At 44.7% G+C, this 20,462-nt stretch carries 20 protein-coding genes and 1 pseudogene; 8 read left to right on the top strand and 13 right to left on the bottom strand.

Annotation, left to right across the window (positions count from 1 at the left end; translation table 11 throughout):
- Positions 1-14 precede the first annotated feature (14 nt).
- The gene (locus B9T16_RS04870) at positions 15-1,031 is read left to right on the top strand and encodes a succinate dehydrogenase/fumarate reductase iron-sulfur subunit (RefSeq protein ID WP_014277158.1); all 1,017 of its coding nucleotides are present in this window, start codon (positions 15-17) and stop codon (positions 1,029-1,031) included.
- Positions 1,032-1,141: 110 nt separating this feature from the next.
- Positions 1,142-2,335 carry a DNA-methyltransferase gene (locus B9T16_RS04865; RefSeq protein ID WP_410244219.1) on the top strand — a complete coding sequence of 398 codons (1,194 nt, stop codon included), beginning with the start codon at positions 1,142-1,144 and terminating at the stop codon, positions 2,333-2,335.
- A 46-nt stretch (positions 2,336-2,381) separates the two neighbouring features.
- Here the strand turns inward: B9T16_RS04865 and B9T16_RS04860 are convergent, their stop codons facing one another.
- Positions 2,382-3,323: an ADP-ribosylglycohydrolase family protein gene (locus B9T16_RS04860; protein WP_410244225.1), complete on the bottom strand. Its 942-nt coding sequence runs from the start codon at positions 3,321-3,323 to the stop codon at positions 2,382-2,384.
- The gene (locus B9T16_RS04855) at positions 3,323-4,699 is read right to left on the bottom strand and encodes a nicotinate phosphoribosyltransferase (protein WP_410244218.1); all 1,377 of its coding nucleotides are present in this window, start codon (positions 4,697-4,699) and stop codon (positions 3,323-3,325) included. Before B9T16_RS04855 ends, B9T16_RS04860 begins: the two co-directional genes overlap by 1 nt.
- A 393-nt stretch (positions 4,700-5,092) precedes the next feature.
- Here B9T16_RS04855 and B9T16_RS04850 point away from each other — a divergent pair, with 393 nt between their 5' ends.
- The 3 genes from B9T16_RS04850 to B9T16_RS04840 all read left to right on the top strand — a co-directional run bounded on the left by B9T16_RS04850 (position 5,093) and on the right by B9T16_RS04840 (position 8,925).
- Positions 5,093-6,496, top strand: coding sequence for a sensor histidine kinase (locus B9T16_RS04850; protein WP_410244217.1), 1,404 nt, complete (start codon positions 5,093-5,095; stop codon positions 6,494-6,496).
- Positions 6,497-6,692: 196 nt separating this feature from the next.
- A complete protein-coding gene (locus B9T16_RS04845; RefSeq protein WP_410244216.1) occupies positions 6,693-7,922 on the top strand; it encodes a DUF1501 domain-containing protein in 1,230 nt (409 codons plus the stop codon).
- Positions 7,923-8,010: 88 nt separating this feature from the next.
- Complete coding sequence (locus tag B9T16_RS04840) at positions 8,011-8,925, top strand: aspartoacylase (RefSeq protein WP_006617184.1); 915 nt, start codon at positions 8,011-8,013, stop codon at positions 8,923-8,925.
- A gap of 616 nt (positions 8,926-9,541) precedes the next feature.
- Here the strand turns inward: B9T16_RS04840 and B9T16_RS04835 are convergent.
- The 4 genes from B9T16_RS04835 to efp all read right to left on the bottom strand — a co-directional run bounded on the left by B9T16_RS04835 (position 9,542) and on the right by efp (position 11,470).
- Positions 9,542-9,709, bottom strand: coding sequence for a hypothetical protein (locus B9T16_RS04835; RefSeq protein WP_410244215.1), 168 nt, complete (start codon positions 9,707-9,709; stop codon positions 9,542-9,544).
- A 120-nt stretch (positions 9,710-9,829) separates the two neighbouring features.
- Complete coding sequence (locus B9T16_RS04830; protein WP_006619602.1) at positions 9,830-10,237, bottom strand: hypothetical protein; 408 nt, start codon at positions 10,235-10,237, stop codon at positions 9,830-9,832.
- A gap of 49 nt (positions 10,238-10,286) precedes the next feature.
- Positions 10,287-10,820 (bottom strand): acetyl-CoA carboxylase biotin carboxyl carrier protein, encoded by a 534-nt coding sequence (gene accB, locus B9T16_RS04825; protein WP_006619603.1) that lies wholly within the window; start codon positions 10,818-10,820, stop codon positions 10,287-10,289.
- Positions 10,821-10,912: 92 nt separating this feature from the next.
- Positions 10,913-11,470, bottom strand: a complete 558-nt coding sequence (efp, locus tag B9T16_RS04820; RefSeq protein WP_006619604.1) for an elongation factor P — start codon at positions 11,468-11,470, stop codon at positions 10,913-10,915.
- 140 nt (positions 11,471-11,610) lie between these two features.
- Between efp and B9T16_RS04815 the strand changes: the two genes are divergently transcribed.
- From B9T16_RS04815 to B9T16_RS04805, 3 genes are read left to right on the top strand one after another with little or no spacing between them, the layout of a single operon-like run.
- A complete protein-coding gene (locus B9T16_RS04815; protein WP_006619605.1) occupies positions 11,611-13,563 on the top strand; it encodes an ABC transporter ATP-binding protein in 1,953 nt (650 codons plus the stop codon).
- Positions 13,564-13,597: 34 nt separating this feature from the next.
- On the top strand, positions 13,598-13,873 hold the full coding sequence (locus tag B9T16_RS04810) for a glutaredoxin family protein (protein ID WP_006619606.1): 276 nt from the start codon (positions 13,598-13,600) through the stop codon (positions 13,871-13,873).
- Positions 13,874-13,918: 45 nt separating this feature from the next.
- A complete protein-coding gene (locus B9T16_RS04805) occupies positions 13,919-15,415 on the top strand; it encodes a UDP-N-acetylmuramoyl-L-alanyl-D-glutamate--2,6-diaminopimelate ligase (protein WP_006619607.1) in 1,497 nt (498 codons plus the stop codon).
- Positions 15,416-15,530: 115 nt separating this feature from the next.
- On the opposite strand, the gene B9T16_RS04800 is transcribed toward B9T16_RS04805, so the two are convergent.
- The 7 genes and pseudogenes from B9T16_RS04800 to B9T16_RS04770 all read right to left on the bottom strand — a co-directional run.
- Positions 15,531-16,898, bottom strand: a complete 1,368-nt coding sequence (locus B9T16_RS04800) for an ABC transporter substrate-binding protein (protein ID WP_006619608.1) — start codon at positions 16,896-16,898, stop codon at positions 15,531-15,533.
- Between the two features lie 19 nt (positions 16,899-16,917).
- Positions 16,918-18,378 (bottom strand): methyl-accepting chemotaxis protein, encoded by a 1,461-nt coding sequence (locus tag B9T16_RS04795; protein ID WP_006619609.1) that lies wholly within the window; start codon positions 18,376-18,378, stop codon positions 16,918-16,920.
- 106 nt (positions 18,379-18,484) lie between these two features.
- Positions 18,485-18,673, bottom strand: a complete 189-nt coding sequence (locus B9T16_RS04790; RefSeq protein WP_006619610.1) for a hypothetical protein — start codon at positions 18,671-18,673, stop codon at positions 18,485-18,487.
- A 53-nt stretch (positions 18,674-18,726) separates the two neighbouring features.
- On the bottom strand, positions 18,727-19,494 hold the full coding sequence (locus B9T16_RS04785) for an HAD family hydrolase (RefSeq protein ID WP_006619611.1): 768 nt from the start codon (positions 19,492-19,494) through the stop codon (positions 18,727-18,729).
- A 5-nt stretch (positions 19,495-19,499) separates the two neighbouring features.
- Positions 19,500-19,694, bottom strand: a complete 195-nt coding sequence (locus B9T16_RS04780) for a hypothetical protein (RefSeq protein ID WP_006619612.1) — start codon at positions 19,692-19,694, stop codon at positions 19,500-19,502.
- 23 nt (positions 19,695-19,717) lie between these two features.
- Complete coding sequence (locus B9T16_RS04775; RefSeq protein ID WP_006619613.1) at positions 19,718-20,140, bottom strand: hypothetical protein; 423 nt, start codon at positions 20,138-20,140, stop codon at positions 19,718-19,720.
- A gap of 74 nt (positions 20,141-20,214) precedes the next feature.
- Positions 20,215-20,462: pseudogene (locus B9T16_RS04770) on the bottom strand (CapA family protein); the annotation flags it as partial.

Here is a 20,462-nt window from a genome sequence, read left to right as displayed (position 1 = left end):
CTTGGTTTTATCACATGAAAGTTCAATTTAATATTATCCGGCAAACTGCTTCAAGCGCGCCGCAGGTGCAAAGTTATCAGTTAGATGTTGATCCAGCTACTACGATTTTAGATAGTCTAAATCGGATCAAATGGGAACTTGACGGCACTTTAGCTTTTCGCAAAAACTGCCGAAATACCATCTGTGGTAGTTGTTCAATGAGGATTAATGGTCGCGCCGCCCTAGCTTGTAAAGAAAATGTGGCCAGTGAAGTCAAACGCCTACAAGACATTGCTGCTGCTAATTCCAGTTATACAGGCGGCGATGAGATTCCTGTATTAACCATTGCGCCCATGGGTAATATGCCTGTAATCAAAGACCTAGTGGTGGATATGACCCAATTCTGGGATAACCTGGAAGCGGTGGAACCCTACGTTAGCACACAGGCGCGTAAAATTCCTGAGCGGGAGTTTCTCCAGACTCCTGAAGAAAGGGAAAGTTTGAATCAGAATGGCAATTGTATCCTCTGTGGCGCTTGTTATTCTGAATGCAATGCGAAGGAGGTTAACCCGACTTTTGTCGGTCCTCACGCCCTGGCTAAGGCTCAGAGAATGGTTGCTGATTCTCGTGACGCACGCACTGAGGAACGTTTAGAACAGTATAACCAGGATATTCAGGGAGTTTGGGGCTGTACCCGTTGCTACAACTGCAATACGGTTTGTCCCATGGAGGTGGCTCCTATGGATCAAATTGGTAAGATTAAGCATGAAATACTAGAACGTAAGCAGCCGTCTGATAGTCGTCCTGTGCGCCACCGTAAGGTTATGGTTGAACTGGTGAAGCAGGGCGGATGGGTTGATGAGCGTAAATTTGGCTTAATGGTGGTGGGTAACTACTTACGAGATGTCCAGGGTATTCTCAGTATTGGTCCTTTGGGGGTTCGGATGCTTTTACGGGGTAAGTTTCCGTTTAGTTTTGAGCCTTCTGAGGGAACTAAAACAGTGCGATCGCTCATTGAGTCTGTCCAAAGTTTGGAGAAGGAAAAGCCATAATTTCCCTGAACAATTAGCAGATTAAGTTAGCAGATTAAGCTACTAGGGTGGGTTAAGCAGTCTCGCATAACCCGCCCTTACTGTTACTAGAAAATATTGAGTAACTAGCTATGAGTGCATTAGTTTATCAAGGTGATTGCCTTAATATCATCAGAACTTGGGAGAAAGATAGCATTGATTTAATCTATCTTGACCCGCCTTTTTTTTCGCAAAAAACCCATAAATTAACAACTCGAGATGGCCGACAAGAGTTTTCTTTTCAAGATTTATGGTCTTCTCATCAAGAATATGGGAATTTTATCTATCAACGTTTGCAAGAAATGTGGCGAATTTTGTCGCCATCTGGATCTATTTTTGTTCATTGCGATCGCCATGCTTCACACCTGATTAGATTTTTGTTGGATGATGTTTTTAGTCCCCAAATGTTTCGCTCTGAAATTATTTGGCACTATAAACGCTGGTCTAATTCTCAGAAAGCCTTGCTACCAGCACATCAAACTATTTTTTACTATACTAAATCTGATGATTATACATTTAATTTTATTTATCGCGAATATTCGGAAACTACTAACGTAGATCAAATTCTCCAGCGCCGAAAACGAGATGAATATGGGAAGTCTATTTATGACAAAGACCTAGATGGTAATATTATCCCTAGTGGCGGTAAGAAAGGGGTTCCTCTTAGTGATGTTTGGGAAATTCCCTATTTGAATCCTAAAGCTAAAGAAAGGGTCGGTTATCCTACCCAAAAACCGCTGCTTTTACTGGAACAAATTATTAACATAGCTACTAATGAAGGTGATTTGATTTTAGATCCTTTCTGTGGTAGCGGTACCACTTTGGTGGCGGCTAGTTTACTCGGACGAAATTCTTTGGGAATTGATATATCTACTGATGCTGTCGAATTAACTAAAAAACGTTTGAGTGACCCGATTAAAACTAATTCTAATCTACTCACTAAAGGTCGCGATTCTTATAAAAATGTTGATGAAAGTGTGTTAGGACTACTATGGGGATTAGATTTTGCTGTGGTTCACAGAAATAAAGGGATTGATGCAATTCTTAGGTCTGATGTTAATGGTTGTCCTATTCCGGTTAGGGTTCAACGTAATCATGAGACTATAGTTGAGGCGGCTAACTATCTCTATAACGCCTCAAAAAATAAGAATGCTTTAGTTATGTTTTTGATTGCTATAAATGAAGGAGGCTATTTTTCGGATTTGGTCAGTTTACCCCCAGGTGTTCGGGTTATTAATGCGCCGGCATTATCCATCCTCAATTTATTAAGCCAATTAGATGGTTGAACATCGATTAAATTGGTCAAATTTCTAGGGTTATTTTACTCACAAATCAACTATTTTCTGTGGCTTTAGCTAGACGGTTAGCTAAATCGATGATATCCTCTCGACGCGCGATCGCCTTTACCCACTCGGAAGGTATTTGTTCAAAGCCATAATAAATCCCTGCTAGACCTCCTGTAACCGCGCCAGTCGTATCGGTATCAGACCCTAAATTAACTGCTGTTAGGACAGCTTCAGCATAGGAAGAACTGTTTAATAGACACCACAGAGATGCTTCTAAGGTATGAACTACATAACCATCAGAGGCGATCGCCTTTTCTGGTAAACTTTCAATTTCACCAGTCCACACTCGTTCAAACTCCGATAATTCCGACTTAAAGGGTGGTTTAGTATAAATAGCTTCAACCGCTTTCAGTCCCTCAATATAGGCGGTTTTGATATCCAGACCCTGTAATAAACCCACAGCAATACTAATGTAAATACCACAAGCAATTTGCGATCGCAGATGACCATGGGTAAGCCGAGAACAGTCGTGAACCCGTTTAATTAATTCCGCAAATTCCAGGGACTTATAACAATAAGCTAAAGGTAAAATTCGCATTAATGACCCATTACCATTATCACGAATATCTGTTCCTCCGGCTGCTATAGGTTCCACCCCTTCACGCAATCTACTAATCGCCCTGCGAGTAGCCCCACCTATATCAAACGCATTACCATAAGGTGTCCAGTAACCCTCATAAATCCACTTACAAAAAGCCTTAGCTATCTCATGCAAATTATAGCCATTACAGAGACTTTCAGCCAAACAAAAAGTCAGAGAACTATCATCAGACCAAGTTCCTGGGGGTTGATTGTAAGTACCATAGCCGACCATAGTTGTGATCGGGTTGTCTTGACACTCACTGCGGCTATAAAATTCTACCGGAACTCCCAGAGCATCGCCTACACAGACTCCCATTAAACCAGACAAAAACGGAGAATATTGCATCATTTTACCTCGGTTGACTTGCTAACATTTTGGCTCAAATTTGCCAACTTTTCGGAAATTTCAATGGTTGGTAAAATCGGATAATCAAACCTACGACATTCTGGGGGAAGACTGGCGACAGAGGCGGCGGTGCGTTCAGCAATGGCGGCTAAAGGCTCTGGCTGATTGACCAGTTTTCCGTCTTTCATGACCAACTGCAATAAGCCGATAGATGATGGATTAATACTCTCGCTTTCATCAATTAAACAGAGGCGATCGCCTTTCATTTTACCCCCTTCCATGAGTCGATAAATTTGCTTACGTCCCGGATAAGTCACCTTACTACTAGACTCTTTCATCACCGGAATACCATCAATTTCTACCAGCTTATAAACCCCATTAACCGGAGTTCCACTCACCAGTTTAGTCCCAATTCCGTAGCCATTAATAGGAGCCTCAGCCCCTTTTAAACGAGCAATTTCTACCTCGTCAATATCCCCACTAGCAAAAATTTCCACCTCCGGTAATAGCGATCGCACTTGCTTAGATAATTCTACCATATCTCCTGAGTCTAATCTTACCCCCTGCACCTGAATTTTACCAGCTTTGACCTGTTCAGCTAATCGTTGTGCTGCTTTCAGCGTGTCATAGGTATCAATTAACAAAGGTGCGCCGGGGAAATAATGGTGAAAAGCCTCAAAAGCCGCATCTTCATTTTCATCAATAGCAGCGATCGCCATTACCAAAGCATGAGCCATTGTCCCCCTTGGTTTTCTGCCTAATTTCAAAGCCGCCAACACATTAGAAGTACCATCAAAACCCGCCCCTAAAGCTGCTCGCGCCGCCCACAAAGATGCTTGGGGACTAAAAGCCCGCCGAGTTCCAAATTCCAATAATTTGGCATCAGGTCCCGCTGCATCGCGCATTCTCGCTGCTTTCGTAGCAATTAAAGTTTGATAATTTATAGTATTTAACAAGTAGGTTTCTATAATTTGAGCTTGCCATAAAGGTGCTTCAATTCGCAAGATGGGTTCATTCGCAAATACCGCCGTACCTTCCGGTACAGCCCACACATTACCGCTAAATTTTCCTTCTGCTAACACCGACCAAAAGCGATGATTAACATTACTGAAAATCCCCAAAGATTTCAGTTGTTCAATTTGAGATGAGTTAAATTTGAGGTTTTCTAAATAGTCTAATGCTTGGGTTAAACCCATAGCTATTAAGTAACCAAAGTTATCCGGTAACTTTCTGGTGAATAGTTCAAAACTGGCGGGTTTATCCTCAATTCCTTCCCCCACATAACAGGCTGTCATTGTTAATTGATACAGGTCTGTTAGTAAGCTATACTCATCAGGACTTAAAGACATAGCACGGTCTTCTGATGCAAAGTCCATGGGTTAGATACCTTGATATATATACTGTCTTTTCTAATTATATAGGAATTGGCGATGTACATCTAAACTACCCTCGCCCTATTTGAGACAGGGGTTGGGGTGAGGTGAGGGCGACAGATATCATGTAGGGGCGCGCCTCCGCTGTTAATTAGATATAACACCCAGAAGATTAATAAACCTAATAAACCCCCCCTGTGCGGTGAGGGAAATGTACGGTGCATATAATAAATCCCAGAACCCCCCCAAAGATTAACCATTAATTAAGATTTGGTTAATTTTGGCTAAATTCCTGGTCAGAGCATTAAACCATGATAGAGTAATAAATATAAACTAGCATCTACAGAAGGTTAACCGCTAACTATCACACAATGAGTTAGGTTGAAAAAATTAATCATGGACGCTTGTATTGAAGATTGCACCCCTCCGTCTGCATCGGTATTTTCACATACACATTTGCGCTTAGAGTCTACCCTACAAGAATTGTCTCTGTATGACTTTCAAGTAGATCTAGATCAAGCGGGAATGGTATTGGCTAAAATGTTTGAAACTAACCCCACCCTACCCGGAGTTATTTTAAACCATGATTGCCAGTTTATTGGTATGATTTCCCGGCGGCGTTTTTTGGAGTATCTCAGTCGTCCTTATGGTCGGGAACTGTTTTTACCTAGGTCTATTCGAGCCCTCTATAAATTTTCTCAGGTGGACTTATTAATCCTTCCCGGAAATACTCTGATAGTTGATGCAGCACGCCTGGCTATTATGCGATCGCCTGAACAAATTTATGAACCCATTATTGTGCAAATTTCCGACAGTGATTATCGCCTGTTAGATACCCAACAGCTCTTAATTGTTCAGTCTTATATTCATCAACTAGCCACCGAATTATTACAAGCACAAACCCAGGGGCAATTAAGGCAAACTGAAAAGTTAGCGAGTCTAGGTAAAATGGTGGCGGGAGTAGCTCACGAAATCCGTAATCCTGTAGGTTGCATTGTCGGCAATACTCACTGTTTAACTCAGTATTATGAAGATATAATGCAGTTAATTAACGCCTACGAACAGGAATTAATTACTCCCCGATCAACTATTGAAGAGTTAAAAGAAGATATTGATTGGGAATTCCTCAAAACTGATGGCTTGCAAATGCTCAAAAGTATTCAAGTTTCGGCGGAACAGTTGAACCACCTAGTCAACAGTTTACGCACCTTTTCCCACATGGATAATAGACAGAGGCGGGAAATGGATATTCATGAATGTTTAGATAGTACCCTAATCATCTTAAAAAACCGCCTAAAAGTCGGGATTGAGGTCATTAAAAATTATGGGAATTTACCTAAATTTTCGGGTTATTCTGGGCTGCTCAGTCAGGTATTTATGAATCTTTTGGCTAATGCCATAGATGCTTTAGAAGAGACAGCTAATCATCACCCAAATGCTGCCAAAATCTGGATTTCTACCCATGTAGCTGATAGTTGTCCTTCCCAATTGCGATCGCTGATAATTCCCCCCCCCAATTACCTAGAATATTCCCAAAATACCCAAGCATCAGAAGCCGCCCCAACCCCACAGACCCAATATATTGTCATTCGGATTACCGACAATGGCCCCGGTATCCCCAAGGAAATCCAAAACCGCATTTTTGATAACTTTTTCACTACCAAATCCGCCGAAAAAGGCACAGGTTTAGGACTCGCAATTAGTCATGAAATTATTTACGAGAAACATAGTGGTTGTTTGCATCTCCTTTCCACCACTGGAGTCGGCACCGAATTTGAGATAGTCTTGCCTTTGATTTAGGATAGAATTTCTAGGAGTATGATATAATCAGACTAAGCCGGTCTTCCCACCCACATACATCGGCGGTAAAGACTAGGCAAATTCCCCGAATAGCCTGATTAACCGGACTGGTGGTTGATTTTCCCACAACCGGGAAAACTTAACTTAAAATAGCAGTATGGCAAATTAATCAGCCGATAGATAGGAAGCGGTCAATATGCGAAGACGACAACTTTTAACTTTTGGCGCTCAACTGTGCGCCGCCACGATCGCCACATTAGGAAGCCACGGTTGGATCGCCAGAAGTGTCGCCACCACCCCTAACCCCAAAAGGTTAATCGTGCTATTTTTGCGCGGAGGAATTGACGGATTAAACGTAGTTGTCCCCTATGGTGACAGCGACTATTATCAGGCTAGACCAGCGATCGCCATTCCCCGACCCCAACAGGAAGGGGGCGCAATTCAGCTAGACCAAAACTTTGGCTTACACCCCAGCCTAAACTCCCTGCTTCCGCTATGGAACCAAGGAAGTTTAGCTTTTGTTCACGCCTGCGGTTCTCCTGACCCCACCCGGTCTCACTTTGAGGCTCAACACTATATGGAAGTCGGAACACCAGGAAATAAAAGAACCCCCGACGGTTGGATGARCYGCCTACTGGGCTTGTTACCAGGACAAAACCCCGTAGATGCGGTTAGTGTCGGTCAGTCGATATCTGCCATTCTATCAGGTTCTCAGCCAGTTAGCAATATCTCCCTAGGTCGCAATGCCTCCCGCCAAATGCCCATAGATCGCGATCAGGTGCGAGCCACCTTTGACCGACTATATGCCAATAATGACCCCCTCAGCGTCGCTTATCAGGAAGGTAGAAGCGCCCGCGATCAACTGATTAGGGAATTAGAGGCGGAAATGGTCGCCGCTAATAATGGTGCGCCTCTACCGGCTGGTTTAGCTGGGAATGCTCAACAATTAGCCACTTTGGTAGTGCGTGACCCACAGATTAGATTAGCATTTCTCGATGTTGGGGGATGGGATACCCATGTTAACCAGGGTTCAAGTCGGGGGTTAATGGCCAACCGTCTGGAAAGGTTAGGGGAGGGCTTGGTGGCGCTAGTGGATAGGCTTGGTTCGGTTTATAGCAATACCACTATTGTGGTGATGTCAGAATTTGGTCGCACAGTGCGCGAAAATGGCAATGGCGGCACTGATCACGGACGTGGTAATGTTTTATGGGTTTTGGGTGGTTCCGTGCGTGGTGGTCGCGTTTATGGGCGCTGGCCAGGTTTGTCTGACTCGGAGTTATACGAGGGACGGGATCTGGCTGTGACGACGGATTTTCGAGATGTGATTAGCCCGATTTTAACTTCTCAGTTTGGGTTAAGCGCTTCTCACCTGGAGCAGGTATTTCCCGGATACCGCCCCACTGGTAACTTTTCTGAGATTGTTTAATTGATGGAGGTTGTCCGGTGTGGGTTGTTCCCGGTCAACTAACTTATTAACTATCAATCATCAATTGATTAATTGGGCATAATATCTCATGGGATTAACAGCAGAAAATCATGATCAAATTAAACGAGTTGCCATTGTGGGTGGCACTCATGGCAATGAATGGACGGGAATTTATTTGATTAAGAAATTTGAGCGATCGCCTGAATTATTGCGGCGTTCTAATTTTGAGACTTTCACACTATTAGCTAATCCCCGCGCCTGGGAAATTAACCGCCGCTATGTTGATCGTGATTTAAACCGCTCTTTTGGGCCGCACGATTTAGAAAACACCAATTCTGATATTTATGAAATTCAGCGATCGCAATGGATAGCCAGCCAGTGGGGACCCCAAAGCCCATCTCCTATTGATACCATCATTGATTTACACAGTAGCACCGCCCACATGGGATTAACCTTAATTTGGGTGAAAAATAATGCTTTTAATCGCCAAATTAGCGCCTATTTAAAAGGCATTTTTCCCGAAATAAATATCTACAGTTGGATAGAATCTGAATCCCAACCGGAAAACCCCTCCCTGAAATCTTTGTGTAATTACGGATTTTCCATCGAAGTCGGACCCATTGCGCCAGGGATGTTAGATGCGGCATTATTCCTGAAAGCGGAAAAGGTTATTTATGCTCTTTTAGACTACATAGAAAAGTATAATCGCGGGGAAATTATGGAGAGCGATCGCACTCTGACCATATATCAGTATATCAAACAGATAGACTATCCCCGCACCGCCACCGGGGAACTCGCCGCCATGATTCACCCACAACTACAGGGGAGGGATTATCAACAGCTAAACCCAGGCGATCCGATGTTTTTACAGTTTGACGGAACCACGATTTATTATCAGGGAGAAAGCCCCGTCTGGCCGATTTTTATCAATGAGGCAGCCTACTACGAAAAAGCGATCGCCATGATTTTCACCGAACCCCAAACCATCGAAATCTACGAATAATTGATAATTGTAGGGGCGCGCCTCCGCCGTCAATCATCCATCCCCACCCGGGTTTTAATAAACCCGCCCCACCGCCGATAATTAGCCCATAATTAATTGTAGGGGCGGGTTCTGCCGTCAATCATCCATCCCCACCCGGGTTTTAATAAACCCGCCCCACCGCCGATAATTAGCCCATAATTGATWGTWGTAGGGGCKTCTGCCGCCAATCATCCATCCCCACCCGGGTTTTAATAAACCCGCCCCACCGCCGTCAATCATCCATCCCCACCCGGGTTTTAATAAACCCGCCCCACCGCCGATAATTGATAATTGTAGGGGCGGGTTCTGCGGTCAATCATCCATCCCCACCCGGGTTTTGGTAAACCCGCCCCACCGCCGATAATTAATTGTAGGGGCGGGTTCTGCGGTCAATCATCCATCCCCACCCGGGTTTTGGTAAACCCGCCCCACCGCCGATAATTAATTGTAGGGGCGGGTTCTGCCGTCAATCATCCATCCCCACCCGGGTTTGAATAAACCCGCCCCACCGCCGTCAATCATCCATCCCCACCCGGGTTTTGGTAAACCCGCCCCACCGCCGATAATTAATTGTAGGGGCGGGTTCTGCGGTCAATCATTCATCCCCACCCGGGTTTTGGTAAACCCGCCCCACCGCCGATAATTGATAATTGTAGGGGCGGGTTCTGCGGTCAATCATCCATCCCCACCCGGGTTTTAATAAACCCGCCCCACCGCCGATAATTAGCCCATAATTAATTGTAGGGGCGGGTTCTGCGGTCAATCATCCATCCCCACCCGGGTTTTGGTAAACCCGCCCCACCGCCCATAATTAATTGTAGGGGTGGTGCGTCAGATGAATAAAATTTGCCGTTCACCCGATAGGTTATCCTTCTGACGCACCCTACGAGTCACGGGGAGCAGTTAATACATCCCAAGCTGCTTGAGCCGCTTTCCAGATGCGATTACTCCACTCATTCATCTCCTCAAGCACTCCTTTCCAGTTTTTCTCAGCTTCCGATTCAATGGTTTTCACCGACATTTCCATCTGTTCTTTGGTGACACCTTGGAAGCGCTCCAGAGTAGTCCTAGCATTACGCACAGAGCGAATATAAGCCTCCCTGGAGAAATCCCCCGCCGCCTGCATTTCCGAGATAGCCAGCCGTCGGATAGCATCCATTAGTTCCTGGGTTTCCTTTTGGAGTTCATCGAGACTGGGCGGACTGGGGGTAGTGTCATCTTGGGGAACTAGGCTGCTGTCTTGATTTTGTTCCACAATAGCCGAGTCCTTGGGTAAATTTTCTTCAGTCATAGTTGATTTCTCCCGATTGATATAGTGATATGTTATCGCGCCGGACTAATTAATCGGGGTCGATCCGCATCAGGGGTTGTCCGTATTCAACAGGTGCGCCATTGGTTACCAAAATTTCCATAATTTGACCAGAAACCTCCGCCTCGATTTCATTCATCAGCTTCATGGCTTCGATAATACAGACAGTTTGACCGCTAGTGATCCGATCGCCATTATCCACAAATGGGGGCTCATCAGGAGCCGGAGAACGGTAAAAAGTTCCCACCATGGGCGATGTTACCTCTACCCATTTAGCGTCAACCGGACTAGGAACCTTTCCTGTAGCGGCAGTAGTCTGGGTGCTGCTGGCCGTTGATTCTGATAAGCGATCGCCAGCAGAAACCGTCCCTGGAGGCGACACCAACTCCGCACTAGGAAACCCACCACTGAGGGCGACATCAACAGAAGATAGCGGGCGATCGATAGAACTGCCACCTTTGCGTACCATCAACTCAAAATCACTACTTTTGAGCGTCAGTTCCGAAATATTAGTTTTATCGATGTCAGCCAGCAGTTCTCGAAGCTGGTTGAGATCTAGTTGCACAGTTGGTATATCTCCCTAAAAACAATATGGTTTAAAATTACGGGCGATCGCCCACATCATCTTACCCAGCAATTGGGTTAACACTGGAAATATTAATCGCGACCCTGATAACTATCGTTGCGGGTATCAATGCGAATGCGCTCACCCACAGAAATAAACAGAGGAACCATCACAGTTGCGCCTGTTTGTAGGGTAGCTGGTTTCGTTCCACCCGTCGCGGTATCGCCTTTAACTCCCGGATCTGTTTCCGTCACTTCTAGGCTGACGGAGTTGGGAAGTTCCACCTCTAGGACTTGGTCATTCCAGTAGAGTACATTAACCTCCATACCTTCGATCAGGTATTTAACCCCATTACCAATCTGATCAGGAGTTAGGTGGGCTTCCTCGAAGGTGTCCATGTCCATGAACACATAATCATCACCATCTTTATAGGTGTGTTGCATGGTCTTTTTCTCCAGGTTAGCCTGGGGAACCGTCTCCCCAGCCCGGAATGTCCGTTCCATGACGTTACCCGTCTGTGCGTTTTTTAGTTTGGTACGGACAAAGGCGGAACCCTTTCCTGGCTTAACGTGGAGGAATTCTACCACCCGCCACACAGTTCCGTCTAATTCAATACTGACACCTGTGCGAAAATCGTTACTCGAAATCATGGGAGCATCTTCACCTGGGCTGAACAATCGGGATTTATTTTACCCTAATCGGTACTTATCGATGGGATTCGGTGAGAGTTCTTAACAATTCTGCTAAAATCGGAAAAATTTTCCCCAAGTCCTGAAAACTCCCCACTACCATGCCAGATTTTGTCCTTGATGTCAAAAGCCTACAGGTTCAGTTTAAATCTGACCAGAGAACCACAAGCGCCGTCGATCAGATCTCCTTTCAGGTCAAACCCGGACAGACCCTAGGAATTGTCGGGGAGTCCGGGTCAGGAAAATCTGTCACGTCTTTAGCAATTATGGGGTTGCTGTCCCCGGCTACATCTCAAGTGGGGGGAGAAATCTGGTTTTGGCCAGGAAACCCCAAGGCGGATGAAGCTAATAGCAAAGATTATAGCACAGCAGCGATAGATTTACTACAACTACCAGAATCGCAAAAGCAGCAATTTCGCGGCGGTGAAATCTCTATGATATTTCAGGAACCGATGAGTTCCCTTAACCCGGTTTATACGATTGGTTTTCAATTGATAGAAGCTATCCGCCAGCATCAGGATATTACCCCCCGCGAAGGATTATGGAAGGCGGCGAGTTTATTGCAGGAAGTGAAGCTATTACCTAGTGATGAGCAAATCCTTGAGCAACTACAGTTAGAAACTCCCCCGAATGATGATATTAATAACCCACCCTCACAGCGGGAATGGCAAACTCGGGTAAATGACCAAAAAAGGGCATTTCTCGATCGCTATCCTCACGAACTCTCTGGGGGTCAACTGCAACGGGTCATGATTGCGATGGCTATTTCCTGCAATCCGACATTATTGATTGCTGATGAACCGACGACGGCTTTAGATGTAACAGTACAAGCGACTATTTTAGACCTGCTGCGAGAATTACGCGATCGCCGAGGAATGTCGATGATTTTCATTACCCACGATTTCGGAGTTATCGCGGAAATTGCCGATACAGTAGCGGTCATGTATCAGGGTAAAATCGTCGAATTAAACCAGATTAATCAACTGTTCACTAACCCCCAACATCCCTACACAAAGGGATTGCTGGCTTGTCGTCCCACCTTACAAACCCGACGGGGGGCAAAACTTCCAACCATTGCGGATTTTATGGAAGTTTTCACTACGGAAACTGGCACAGAAATTAGGGTAATTGACCATCAAGAAAACATCCCCTATGATACCCTAGAGACGGTCGCCAAGGTTCCAGAAAACCCGGATGATTCCCCGTTGTTATCGGTGGAAAATTTGCGAGTAGCATTCAAAATCCCTGGGGTTTTAGGAGGTACTCAAAGGCTATTTATGGCAGTTAATGATGTATCTTTTGATGTATTCCCGGGAGAAACATTAGGATTAGTGGGAGAGTCTGGCTGCGGTAAAAGTACGCTATCTAGGGCGATTTTACAACTGATTCTCCCCTATAGCGGTCGGGTGATTTTTGCGGGGGAAGATATTACGAATTATCAGCCTTCGGGTTCTTGGATGAATCGTTTAAAAGACTATCGCCAGCACCAGGAATTTCAGCAAAAAATGAAGTGGGTGCGGCGGGAGATGCAAATTGTGTTCCAAGACCCGTTTAGTTCCCTTGACCCCCGTTTAACCATTGGGGATGCGGTGATGGAACCTCTGTTAATTCACTCAGTAGGTAACTATAAACACAGACGCGATCGCACTGCTTATTTATTAGAAAGAGTCGGACTTAACCCGGACTTTATGAGACGCTATCCCCACGAATTTTCGGGAGGACAAAGACAACGGATTTGTATTGCTAGGTCTCTGGCTTTAAACCCGAAATTTATCATCTGTGACGAGTCGGTGTCAGCTTTGGATGTTTCTGTACAAGCCCAGGTTTTAAACCTGCTGAAGGAGCTACAAAGGGAGTTTGAGCTAACATATATCTTTATCTCCCATGATTTGAGTGTGGTTAAATTCATGAGCGATCGCATCATAGTCATGAACCAAGGCAAAATCGAGGAAATCGGCGACTCCGAGGAGATTTATCGCTATCCTCAACAGGAATATACCCGCCGACTAATCGCCTCAATTCCCACGGGAGATATCCAACGAATTGCCAGTTAATTATAATAGGTTGAACCCAGAACTTTAGTCATCAATGAAACTCATACTTTATAGTAAACCTGGCTGTCATTTGTGCGAAAACCTCCAGGAGAAACTCGAAGAAATTCAAGCAGATAGCAATAGTCCCTGTCAGTTTGACCTGGAAATTCGGGACATCACCACCCGACCAGACTGGTATGAAATCTATCAATATGAAGTCCCAGTCCTGTATAAATGTGGCGATCGCAGCCTGACCGAAGAACCCATCCCCAGACCATCTCCCCGTATTTCCGCCTACCAGTTGGAACAAATCCTACAAAAATATTGCTAAAACATTAGATTGACAACAATCATCAAATTGTGAGGAGTTTGACCCGTGAAACTCAAAGATTTACTCAACCCCAACTTATTACCCCCAGAGTATCACCCCGCCTTAGACATGGAAATCACAGGCTTGGCGACTAACTCCCACGCCTGTAAGCCGGGGGATCTGTTTTTAGGAATGCCGGGAACAAGAGTTGATGGGGGGGATTTTTGGCCAAGTGCGATCGCCTCCGGTGCCGTAGCTGCCATAGTTTCCCAGTCCGCCGCCAGCAACACCCCACCAGAGACAGACTCTGATACCATTCCCTGTGTCATTCCCGCCGCCGACATGACCAAAGCCTGCGCTGAGATAGCCACAGCATTTTATAACCATCCCGCCCAAACCCTTAAATTAGTAGGGGTGACCGGAACTAATGGCAAAACCACCACCACCCACCTGATCGAATTTCTCCTAACCAACGTTGACAAACCTACAGCGTTACTGGGAACCCTTTACACCCGTTGGCCGGGGTTTCAAGAAGTGGCGGTTCATACTACCCCCTTTGCGGTGGAACTTCAACACCAATTAGCTGACGCAGTAGGCGCAGGCTGCCAGTTTGGGGTGATGGAAGTTAGTTCCCATGCCTTACACCAGGGCCGGGTTTTGGGCTGTCCGTTTCAGGTGGCAGTATTTACTAATTTGACTCAGGACCACCTAGACTATCATCCCACTATGGATGATTACTTTGAGGCGAAAGCCTTGCTATTTAGTGATGATTATCTCCAGGGTAAGGCGATTATTAATGCTGATGATGACTATGGTAAAAAGTTGATGGCACGGTTGGGGGGCGATCGCGTTTGGAGTTATAGCGTCAGTGACCCTAGCACCGATATATGGGCAGATAGCCTCGTTTATCAACCCACAGGTATTCAGGGAGTTCTCCATACCCCCATGGGCTCGGCTTCCTTTTCCCTACCCTTAGTCGGTCAATATAACCTCTCTAACCTGTTGGCAGCCTTGGGGGCGGGTTTAGCTCTCGGTTTGGATTTGTCGGCTATGGTGGACTCTCTACCAGCCTTTGGGGGCGTTCCTGGTCGCATGGAAAGGGTGAAGATTTCCCCAGAGCAGAATATTACCGTGATTGTTGATTATGCCCATACTCCTGATAGTTTGGAAAATCTACTGAAAGCCTCCCGTCCGTTTATTCCGGGTCGGATGATTTGCGTGTTTGGCTGTGGGGGCGATCGCGATCGCACTAAACGCCCGAAAATGGGTAAAATTGCGGCGGATTTATCCGATTTAGCGGTAGTCACATCCGATAATCCCCGCACCGAAGATCCTGACCGCATTTTGCAGGATGTTCTCGCCGGAATCCCTGATCATGTTAAACCTATAGTAATTGGCGATCGGGCTAAAGCTATTCGCACCGCTATTAACGAGGCTCAACCCGGCGATGGTGTCTTAATTGCTGGGAAAGGTCACGAAGATTATCAAATTCTGGGCACGGAAAAAGTCCATTTTGATGACCGCGAACAAGCGCGAGATGCCTTAAAAAATAAGTATTCTTAACTTGACTTCTGGTGCGTCAGTCTTTCCCCCTCATCTGTTCATGATTATTCAGGGGTTCTGACGCACCCTACCCAACGACATAATCACAATCACCTTTCATAAAATACTGTTGCTATTAAAAACCTAACTTCTCAATCTGTTGTCTGGCATAATTTTCCGGTTCACTGGGGTCGAAAGTATCAAATTTTAATGATTCAAATCGGAGGGTGATAGTAGGGGGTTGCTGACCTAATTGTTTTGCCATTTGGCGTGCGAGTCCGGTTAGAAAAATATCGGCGGCGATCGCCTCATGATTAAGGCTTCCCATGGGAACATATCCCCAACGCTCAAATTGTGAAGTAATCCAGTAGGAAAAACTTTTCCAAGGGTAAGGGTCAAAATCAATGCGATCGGGAATATTGAGAGATTCACCTAAGCGGTTGACAAACTGTCCGGTCATCACCTGTCGCAGAGTATCTTCTGGCGCATCCAGATATTGTAACTGTGCTAGTCGCCGCGCTACATCTATACGATTCTGGCTTTGGCTCGCATAATAGGAACCCTCAATAATCGCTTTATTTATAGCCCGAAATGTGTTAGGATGACGCTCGATCCATTCCTGAGAAGTAGTGAAAGAACAGCAGGGATGACCCGGCCACAAGTCCCTAGTTAAAATATGAATAAAACCCAGACCTTGATTAACTGCCATTTGGTTAAAAGGTTCAGGAGCCACCATAGCATCAATTTCCCCACTTCTTAACCTGTTCACCATATTGGGCGGCGGTGTAACCACTAATTCGACATCCCGATCTGGGTGAACTTTGCTATTAGCTAGATAATACCTGAGTAGAAGATTGTGCATTGAGTGAGTGAAAGGAATAGCAATCCTAAATCCTTTCAAATCTTCGGCGGTTTTGACTTTTTCTCGATGTTTGATGGCTACTGTAATCGCACTACCATTGATGTTTTCAATACTAGCAAGTCTGATGGGAAATCGACGAGACTCTAGCCCTAAACTAATGGCGATCGGCATCGGGGATAGCATATGATAAGCGTCAAGTTCTCCGGCGATCGCACTTTCTCGGATTTGCTCCCAGTTATTCATTTTCACAAGTTCTACATCTAAACCATATTTTTCATAGAGGTTTAAAGATTCACAAATCAGAATAGGCGTAGCACAGGCGATCGGCAAAAAACCAATTCTTAGCTGAGTTTTTTCCAGCATAACACCCGACGAATTCCCTTGAGAGTTGGGGTCGGGAGATGCCGCACAATTGCTCAGAATTCCTAAAGCTGATGTACCTGCTAATCCTAACAAAAACTGTCGCCGTCTTATCGAGTGTTTAGACAACATTCGGGGATGATTTAACCCCTTAGTTACCGCGTAGCTGAGATTTACCGATAAATCCCCACTGTCCGAATTACCATCATGAAATCGACCACATTTATAGCATATTTGTGGGATTTTGTCAACTGATTTACTGGATTTATTCGTAGTTTTCATGATGGATTTACCCTAAATTTTACCGTAAATTAATTAGAGATTCATTAAGTCGTTGAGTATTGGCTCTTAACAAGGCAATACTGTCCGCATTTTGACGAGCCACCTGATTAAGACTATTCATCGCTTCGCTGACCTGCTGTAGAGCCAGCAATTGCTGTTCTGCGGTTCTCGCAATGGTTTGATTGTTGAGATACACCTGATGAAATGCTTGAGATACACCCGCAAAAGAACTCGACATATTGTGAGCAGATTTCACACTTTCACTAACGCTTAATTTGCCTGATTCTGTGACTTTTACCGTAGTGTTAATGGCATTTTGAATATCCAAAACCAGAGTATTAATTTCTGCCGCTGACTGTTTACTGCGATCGGCTAATTTACGGATTTCTAACGCCACCACCCCAAAACCCAACCCCTGTTGTCCCGCGCGCACCGCTTCCACAGAAGCATTTAAGGCTAGTAAATTGGTTTGATAAGCCAGGTTACTAACTGACCGAGCAATATTGTTAATTTGCAGGGATTTCTCACTTAATTCGAGGCTACGATTAGCGATCGCTTCCACTGTTTGACGCAGCAGTTCCATTCTATCTAAAGTTTGTTGAACTGCGTCACTGCCTTTTTCCGACAAACCCAAAGCGCGATGAGCTTCATCAGTGGCAATTTTCGCCTGTTCTGTAGAATTCTGTACTGCCGCATTTAACTCATCAATGGTCGTAGTAGTTTGATTAACTGAAGTCGCCTGAACTCCTAAGCTGCGTTCCTGTTCTTCTAAGGCGCTAGTAATTTCTAAGGAAGATTTAGAAATTTGCGCCGTTTCTCGGTCAATAGTAGCCGAAATTCCCAAGCCAATACTCAGGACAACTACCGCACAAATGGCTGTACTGCCAAATATTAAAATTGTCAGCCACCTTAACAGGTTAATTTGCCGATTTTGTTGGTTATTCAGTTGCTGTCGCTTGGTCGCTTCAAAACCTCTCACCAATTGTTCTAACTGGTCTGTAATGGCTTGACCTTCCGCTTTTTGTAAGACCTCAGTCACTTTTTCTGGTCTCCCTAATTGCACGTAGGAAATCAAGCGGCGATCGAACTCATTAACCTGATCACCAATAGCAATGATCCGATCTAATGTTTGGCGCTGTTCCGTTTCTTGAATTCTGCTACGCAAATTTTCCGATTGTTCATAAAAGAGGGTATCCCATTCTTCGTACTCCTCCAATTCTCTGGAGTCCCTACCTAAAATATACCCCCTAGCCGCCCGCTGCATTGCTACAATACTAAATGCTAGATTATTAACCTCTTCAATTTCCCCATAAATTTGATCCACATTTTTAACTTGTTGTTGCACCGGCTGAACACCGATAAAATAGACCAAGCCAGCAACTATTAAAAATAGGATTAACGGAATCAGATAACCTTTAAAAATTCTTTGGCGCAGGCTACCTTGTTGGAAAGAAAATAGACTCCAAATGCCTTTCAGCATGACTTAATTACCCCATTAATAAATAGATGAAATGCTTGGGGAGGATTTCCGATGCCTTACTTTCAGTTTCTGAATTACAGCTAACCGTAATTCAATAGATTTTTACCTAACTAGGTTTAGTTGGTTTCAGTAGTAGTGATGCGACTAAAGCCGCCGTCCCTCCTATTAGTCCTAAAATTAACCAAACACCGAGGCGACGACCTTTTTGAAAGGCGATCGCCGCTGCTACCCCTCCAATCAAACAGTGGCCACTCAGCAACAAATAAAGATTGGGGTCAATGGGAAAATCTGACATAGAACTTGTTAATTACAAAGCAACCAGGGGGATTTCGATTAAACTGGTCGCCATTATATAACACCTGTTGATATTTGGTGGATATATCTTAATAAATCTAGGCTGACATAACCACTATTTAAGGCTGTACCGGCGATCGCTTCACAGGAAAGATCCGGTTCCCCCAAATGATTGATTACCAAGGAAGCACCTAAAAAATCTTCGTTTTTTGTATAATTATTTACAGTAATAATCGTCGTTAACCCCATGGCTCGCGCCGCCAGTAACCCCTGTCGGGAATCTTCGATCGCCACACAATCGTTAGCGGTCAACCCCAATTTTTCTAATACATAATTGTAGATATCTGGCGCGGGTTTTTTGTGGGGGACAATATCTCCGGCCGCAATTACTTCAAACCAATGGGGGTTTAAGGTTTCTTCCAAAAGTGCGATCGCATTAGGAAAAGCGCTCGTAGTAGCGATCGCCAATCTCACCCCCTCCCCCAGCGCCTCCGTGATTAATCGCTTCACCCCAGGACGCAGGGGAATATCTCCCGTCGCTAATAACTCCCGATAATGGCGAGTTTTAGCTTCGTGAAGATCTGCAATCCACTCATCCAAATTATTGGGGAATTGACCATCAGGATGGTAGCGTTTGATATAATAATCTATACGCTCCTTACCCCCCGAAACCGTCAATAATTCCCCATATAATTCAATAGACCAATACCAATCTAAACCCGCTTCAGCAAATGTTTGATTAAAGGCTAATCTGTGACCATCCCTTTCCGTTTCAGCCAGGGTCCCATCCACATCAAAAATAATTGCTTTTAGATGACTCATTGGTGCTAAAGTTGCGGTTTGACAATTTTTTGAGGAATTTCTGGACAGCGATCGCTCCCTTTCAGATCATACCCCTGTTGTTTCAGTTCATCCACAAAATGAGTCGGATCAGCTTCTACTTCTGGACGGTTTTGGGTGTCCGCCGTCGGATTAGCCTGTTGTTGCTTTCGCAGATGTTTTAGTTTAGCTTTTCTGCCCATTTTTAACCGAGTATCTATGTTAACTATGATTGGTCAGTTTTCGAGCCCGTAATTCTTTCGCGATCGCCTTCAAAAAATCTATCCAAATCAATCGCCTCATCCCCTTTATCTTCCCACAGATTCAGCATTGACCCCAATTGTAGCCAAATCAATAAAGCCGTAGGAAAAACCACAATAGCCCCCCCCACAGTAGCCAACCAGTAAATCGGAATAAACACCAGCAAACTCGAAGATACAGCCACAAACACACAAACCGACATAGCTACATAAGCCACCTTAGCATTAGGAGTTTTATAGTTAATCCTATTTTTCCGGTCAGCCTGTCGCCAAACTGCCACCTGATATTCTAACATATCCTTAAAAATTAGACCCAAGATAATCGAGAATATTGTAGACGCAATCACCACAATATAAATGGGCTCAACCACCAAATTTTCCGAGTTCATAGCCTTATTCAAATTCCCCAAATAACAGCCAGACTGTAGTATAATATAAAACGTAACTTTTAGCAATTTAGCTTTTATTCAGGAGCGATCGCCCCTAAAGTTTCCCGTTGTGGTTGAGACACGAAAATATTACCCTGATCATCAATTTCCAAAGGAGTATCAGGAAAATCACTTTTAGTTAAACGTCGCATTAACCCCACAGTCCGCAAAGAATTATCCAGAGACGGAATCCCTTGGCCATCAAGATGAACCGGAATAATTCTACCCTCCACAAAATTACCCATCACATCAAGTTGAGTTTCCAAAACCAGAGAATATCCCA

Source organism: Arthrospira sp. PCC 8006, assembly GCF_046480465.1.
GTDB lineage: Bacteria > Cyanobacteriota > Cyanobacteriia > Cyanobacteriales > Microcoleaceae > Limnospira > Limnospira platensis.
The sequence above is the reverse complement of the archived record's forward strand: the minus strand, read 5'-3'. Positions and strand labels throughout refer to the sequence as shown.